General features: G+C 71.2%; 4 protein-coding genes. All 4 read left to right on the plus strand.

Going from position 1 to position 6,550, the window contains the following annotated elements:
• Positions 1–572: 572 nt before the first annotated feature.
• Entirely contained in the window at positions 573–1,397 is an 825-nt protein-coding gene (locus tag U9980_RS01535) for an enoyl-CoA hydratase-related protein (RefSeq protein WP_322766360.1), read from the plus strand.
• A gap of 28 nt (positions 1,398–1,425) precedes the next feature.
• The gene (locus tag U9980_RS01540; protein ID WP_322766361.1) at positions 1,426–3,567 is read left to right on the plus strand and encodes a mycofactocin system FadH/OYE family oxidoreductase 1; all 2,142 of its coding nucleotides are present in this window, start codon (positions 1,426–1,428) and stop codon (positions 3,565–3,567) included.
• Positions 3,564–5,567 carry a mycofactocin system FadH/OYE family oxidoreductase 2 gene (locus U9980_RS01545; RefSeq protein ID WP_322766362.1) on the plus strand — a complete coding sequence of 668 codons (2,004 nt, stop codon included), beginning with the start codon at positions 3,564–3,566 and terminating at the stop codon, positions 5,565–5,567. The genes U9980_RS01540 and U9980_RS01545 overlap by 4 nt, the downstream gene beginning before the upstream one ends.
• Positions 5,568–6,550: mycofactocin-associated electron transfer flavoprotein alpha subunit (locus U9980_RS01550; RefSeq protein ID WP_322766363.1), on the plus strand; the 983-nt coding region annotated here is incomplete at its 3' end.

The raw sequence follows: 6,550 nt of genomic DNA on the forward strand, positions 1-6,550 counted from the left end.
ACCAGTCGGTATCCGGAGTCAGGGCCAGGCTCGGCCGGTCGCTGCCAGCAGACAGCCGCCCACGCACCGCATCAGCCGTAGTATTGTTCTCCGGTAGATAATTATTTCAAGCGATCATCATGTTTTGATCCACGACAAGCGGGCCGCCCGCCTGGCCGCCATCCGCACAGAGACCGAAACCCGCAGGTCACAACCTCGCCGGGCCGGGCACCCCCGGACGCATCCCCGTGGTGGGCACATCACCCATACGAGCCGCCATCCGATGTGCGCAAGACAACAATTCCAACACAAGAACAATTGATGATTGCCAACGTCTCGCCGGATGTTCAGCCCGACAACACCCACGATCGAATGATCGAAAAAGGGGAACCGGGTAAACGACGATCTACCTCGACGCCGTGCCAGGGACCGGCCGAGGGGTCTGGGCGCTCTCGGGTGGACCATGCGCCAAGCGCACGATCACCTGCCAATGATCGCCCGCTGCCCGTGGTATGCACGTGGGCCCGACATCTGGTCTGCTGGATGCCGCACGAACACCGACGCGATCCGATCCGAACCCGAGGGAGTCCGGTATGACCGAAGTGCTCGGAGACGACCGGGTCGACACCGTGCGCTACGAGGTGACCGAAGGCGTTGCCACCATCACGCTGAATCGACCGGACAAGCGCAACGCGCTCACGCCGCCGATGGTGGATCGCTACGTCGAGCTGATGCGCGCGGCGGACGACGACCCGCGGGTACGCGCCATCGTGCTGACCGGCGCGGGTAAGGGCTTCTGCTCGGGTGCGGATCTCGGGCTGCTCGCACAGGGTGCGGAAACCCTGCGCGAGTTCCTGCCGGGCTCGGCCGCTACCGCGGACGCCGCCGTGTGCACGCCCAAACCAGTGGTGGCGGCCGTCAACGGTGCGGTCGCGGGCATCGGGTTCGGCCTGCTGCTGGGCGCGGACATCCGCTTCGCCAGCAAGGACGCGATCTTCACCACGGCCTTCGCCCGACTGGGACTGGTCGCCGAGTACAACGCATCCTGGCTGCTGCAACGGCTGGTGGGCCTGCCGAACGCCATGGACCTGCTGCTGTCAGGCCGCACGATAGATGCCGACGAAGCGCACCGCATCGGCCTGGTGCAACGGGTCGTCCCGGCGGGAACGGAACTCGGGGCTGCCTTCGACTACGCCCGCGACCTGGCCGCGAACTGTTCTCCTCGCTCGCTTACCGTTATCAAACGGCAGGTCTACGCCGATGCCGAGCGGTCCCGTGCCGAGGCGCTCGCGGCATCGGTGGAACTGATGGATGCGTCGTTCGACTGGCCAGATCTTGCCGAGGCGATCCTCGCGCGGCAGGAGAAGCGCCCGGCGCGGTTCTCGGCCGAGGACGGCACGCATGCCAACGAAGCCTGACGAAAACTGAGGACGTCTGAGGTCGACAATGCTGCTCACAGATCCATTCACGTTGGGTGGCCGGAACGCGCCGAGCCGGGTGCTGTTCGGGCCGCACGAGACCAACCTGTGCCATGGCCGGGCGTTCTCGTCGCGATCGGTGGCCTACTACGCCCGGCGGGCGGCCGGGGGCGTCGGCGTGATCGTGACGGAGGAGGCGTCGGTCCATCCGTCGGACTGGCCGTACGAACGGGCTCCCCTCGCCGCCGACTGCGGTGCGGGTTGGCGGGCGATCGCGGACGCGGTGCACCCGTACGGCACCGTGCTGGTGGCGGCGCTCGGGCATGCGGGTGGGCAGGGCAGCTCGGCGTACTCCCAGCGGGAGCTGTGGGCACCATCGCAGGTACCGGAGGTGAACACCCGCGAGGTTCCCAAGTCGATGGAACCAGGCGACATCGACGCTGTCGTGCGCGGTTTCGCCGAGGCCACCCGTACGGCGATCGCCGCCGGCTGTGACGGTGTGGAGGTGAACGCCGGCCAGTACAGCCTGGTGCGCCAGTTCCTGTCGGGCCTGACGAACACCCGCGGCGACGGCTACGGCACGGACCGGCTGCGGTTCGCGCGGGAGGTGCTGACCGCCACCCGCGCCGCGGCCGGGGACGCGATCGTCGGGCTGCGGCTGTCCTGCGACGAGCTGGCTCCGTGGGCCGGTGTCACCCCGGCGGCGGCGGTCGAGATCGCCCGCGCGCTGGCAGGGCTGTACGACTACCTGGTGGTGGTCCGCGGGTCGATCTTCACGGTGGCCGCGACCCGGCCGGACATGCATGTGGAGCCCGGCTTCAACCGCGAGCTCACCGCCACCATCCGGGCAGCGCTGAACGGCACGAACGACACGAACGGCACGGACAGCACGCAGGGCCCGGATGGTGGCGGCATCCGCGCCGTCCCGGTCATCCTGCAGGGCAGCGTGGTGGACGTCGACATGGCGCAGGCGGCGCTCGCGGACGGCGTCGCCGACGCGGTCGAGATGACCCGGGCGCAGATCGCCGACCCGGAGCTGGTGGCAACCGTGCGGGCCGGCCGGGCCCCGCGTCCGTGCATCCTGTGCAACCAGGTGTGCCAGGTACGCGACAACCGCAATCCGCTGGTGTCCTGTGTGGGTGAACCGTCGTCCGGCCATGAGACGACCGACTCACCGGTGGCCGGCCAGGTGCGGGTACCCGTTGCGGTGACGGTGATCGGCGGTGGGCCGGCCGGGTTGGAGGCCGCGCGGGTCGCGGTGCTGCGCGGGCATCACGTCACGCTGCTGGAACGCGGACCCCGCCTGGGCGGAGCGCTGGTGGCGGCGTCCGCGGGCGCGGGGCGGTCCCGGTTCACCCACCTCACCGACTGGTTGGCGGCGGAGTGCGCCCGGCTCGGGGTGACCATCCGCACCGGCATCGAAGCCGGCCTCGATGCCGGCACAGCGGCAGGCATCGAAGGGAGCACAGCGGCAGCCGGCACCGCGGTGATCGTCGCGGTCGGTGGCCGGGACGGCGAGCAGCCCATCCCGGTCAGCGCGCCGACGCCTGAACCCGCTCCCGAGGTGTCCCTGGCCGAGGACGGTCCGGGCGGTCCGGGTGCGACCGCGGTTGTGCTGAGCGCGCGGGCGTTGCTGACCGCGGCGGTGGCCGGGATCGATCTGTTGCCGGCCGACGGTCCGGTGGTGGTGTGGGATCCGTTGGGTAACTCGACCGGGATCGCGGTCGCCGAGCGGCTCGCCGCGGCCGGCCGGGACGTCACGCTCGTCTCGCCGGATCTGGTGGTGGGCACGCAGCTGTCCCGCACCGGCGATCTGGCGCCGGCAAACGTCCGGCTGCACCAGGCCGGGGTGAAGCTGGTGAAACGGACCCGGCTGACCCGGCTGGACGGCGCCATCCTCTACGGGGACGACGTGTTCGCCGACGCCACGGTGGAGATCGCCTGTGCGGCGCTGGTGACCAACACCGCTGAGCTGCCCGTGCTCGGGCCCGACGAGATCGAGGCGGCGCCCGGGGCGGTGGTCGGGGACGCGATCGCTCCCCGGACCGTCTATGAGGCCGTGCTGGAGGGACGCCGGGCCGCCCTCGCCGTGGGTGACGGGATATCCCGGCCGGCGGCGGAGGCGGGCCGGGCGAAGCCGGCGCGGGGAAACCGAGGGGTCGGTCGATGAGCCGGTATCGGCATCTGTTCAGCCCGCTGCGGTTGGGCCCGATCACGGTCGCGAACCGGATCGTGTTCTCGGCGCACCTGACCAACTACGCCGCCGACGGGCTGCCCACCGAGCAGCACGCCGCCTACTACGCGACCCGGGCGGCCGGCGGCACCGGTCTGATCATCACCGAGGAGCACTCGGTGCATCCGACCGACTGGCCGTACGAGAAACTGATCCACGGCTTCTCCCGCCACGCGATACCCGGCTACCGGCGCATCACCGAGGCCGTCCACCGGCACGGCGTCCCGATCTTCGCGCAGATCAACCACAACGGCGGACAGGCGTCCGGGATGTTCTCCCGGCTGCCGGTATGGGCGCCCTCGCCCGTGGCGGATCCGCTGTTCCGCGAGGTTCCCAAGGCGGTGAGCCAGGCGGAGATCGACGAGATCGTCGCCGGCTACGCGAAAACCGCCGCGCACTGCGCAGAAGGCGGCTTCGACGGGATCGAACTGCAGTGCTCGCACTCCTCGATCGTGCGGGGGTTCCTGTCACCGGCGACCAACCAGCGCACCGACGGTTACGGGGGCGACCTCGCCAACCGGGCCCGGCTGCTCGTGGAGATCGTGCGGGCGGTGCGGGCCGCGATCGGCCCGGAGCTCGCGCTCGGGGTGCGGCTGTGCGGCGACGAGTTGATCGAGGGTGGCATCACCCTCGACGAGTGCGTCGCGGTGGCGCGCATCGTCGAGGCGACCGGCGCCGTCGACTACATCAACACCTCGATCGGCACCGCCACGTCGACCCTCTACATGATCGAGGCGTCGATGGCGGTCCCACCGGGCTATGCGCTGTTCATCCCGTCGGCGATCCGGGGTGCCGTGGACCTTCCGGTCGTCGGTGTCGGCCGGTTCAAGGACCCGCTGCAGGCCGAGCGGGCACTGGCTGACGGGCACTGCGACCTCGTCGGAATCGTGCGCGGGCAGATCGCGGACGCGAACTTCGCCCGCCAAGCCCGCGCCGGGGCGACCGAGAACATCCGACTGTGCCTGTCGTGCAACCAGGAATGCGTCGGACGGATGGGCCTGAACCGCTGGCTCGGCTGCATCGAGAACCCGCTGACCGGCCGGGAGGCTGTCCGGGCCGCCCAGGGCAGTATCGAACCCGGTCCGGACGGCCGCGACCCGGCCGGCACACTGATCCTCCCGATGCCGGTGCGGCCCAGGGACGTGCTGGTGGTGGGTGCCGGGCCGGGCGGGATGCAGGCGGCGATCAGCGCCCATCGCGCCGGCCACCGCGTCACCCTGGTGGAGGCGGCCGACGAGGCGGGTGGGCAGGTGCGCCTGGCCGCAACCGTCCCGGGCCGGGCCGAATTCGGCGACCTCGTCCGCAACCAGCTGGCCGAGTTGCGCACGCTCGGCGTGGCGATCAAGACCGGAGTGCGGGTGGACGTCGGCTACGTCCGCGACCATCATCCAGACGTGGTCGTCGTGGCCACTGGGAGCCGGCCGGCGCGGCCGTGGTGGGCCGGCCCGGACGACCCCCGGATATGTACAGTGCGGTCGGTCCTCGACGGTTCGGCGTCCCCGACCGGGCGGGTCGTGATCGTCGACGAGATCGGCTTCCACCACGCCCCGTCCGTTGCCGAGCTGCTCGCCGACCGCGGCTGCGAGGTTACGGTGCTCTCCCCGGACATGCAGGTCGGCCAGGGTCTCGGGGTGACGTTGGACAGCGAGGGCTGGAACATCCGGGCTGCGCGCAAGGGCATCGCCCAGATACCGGACAGCGTGGTGCTGGGCCTGGACGACGCCGGCCTGCAGGTGCTGTTCCACCCGACCGGGACGACCACCGCACGTCCGTTCGACCATGTTGTCCTGGCGGTCCCCGAGGAACCCGAGGACGACCTGTACCTCACCCTGCGCGACGCCGGTGAGGTCGCCGTCCACCGGGTTGGAGACTGTGTGGCACCACGGCGGGCACATGCGGCCGTGATCGACGGCGACCGGATCGGGAGGAGCCTGTAGATGTCGGGATCACCACCCGTCGTAGCAACCGACGCACCGCCGAGATCCTCACTCGGGCTGGTCGTGGTGCGCCGTGGCGTGCTGCCGGCGGGCGCGGACGAGGTGACCGCGGAGGCGGGCGGGCGGGTCCTGCTCGTCGGCGACGGCGTGGCCGCCGCCGCGACCGATCTGACCAGCGCGGCCGACGTCACGCTGTGGGAGGCCGGCGAGTTCGCGCCGGCAGCCTGGTCCGCGGTGCTGGCCGCCGAACTCGACGGCGGCACGATCGACGCCGACGTGATCATCATGCCCGCTTCCCCGGACGGCCGGGACTTCGCTCCGCGCCTGGCCGCAACGCTGGGCCGGGGGCTGGTCGCGAACGCCATCGCCGTACGCGCCCACGAGATCGTGGCCGCACGCTACGACGGCCGGCTCGCCGAGCACTCACCGGTGCGCGGCCCGGTGGTGGTCACGCTCATCCCGGGCGTCCGCGGTGTCGCGCCATGCCAGCTCGCCCCGCGGATCCGCACGTTCACCCCGGCGGTCCCTGATCCCGCCGTGGCCGGCGACGCCGAGGTAGTCGACGCCGAGGTACTGGCGGTGTTACCGGCGGACCCTGCGACGATCGCGCTGACCGAAGCGTCGCGCATCGTCGGTGGCGGACACGGGATGGGCAGCGCGGACGCCTTCGCACTGCTCGCCGATGTGGCGGCGGCGATCGGCGCGTCGCTCGGCGGCACCCGGGTGGTGGCCGACCTCGACTGGATCCCGTTCGAACGCCAGATCGGCACCACCGGGGCGATCGTGGCGCCCCGGCTGTATCTGGCCTTCGGGGTCAGCGGGGCCGTCCAGCACACCAGCGGCCTGGGTAGCCCCGATCACGTGATCTCGGTCAACCTCGATGGGAGCGCGCCGATGATGGCCATGGCCGACCTCGCGATCGTCGCGGACGCCCCCGCGGTCGTCGCCGAGCTGCGCCGACAGTTGGCCGGGCCGGCCGGGGT

This window comes from Protofrankia sp. Cr1, from assembly GCF_963555865.1.
Classification (GTDB): Bacteria; Actinomycetota; Actinomycetes; order Frankiales; family Frankiaceae; genus Protofrankia.

Bases quoted from the DNA above. Each gene is read 5' to 3' on its own strand.
- U9980_RS01540 (WP_322766361.1), top strand. From the start codon at position 1,426: ATGCTGCTCACAGATCCATTCACGTTGGGTGGCCGGAACGCGCCGAGC.
- U9980_RS01545 (WP_322766362.1), top strand. From the start codon at position 3,564: ATGAGCCGGTATCGGCATCTGTTCAGCCCGCTGCGGTTGGGCCCGATC.
- U9980_RS01535 (WP_322766360.1), top strand. From the start codon at position 573: ATGACCGAAGTGCTCGGAGACGACCGGGTCGACACCGTGCGCTACGAG.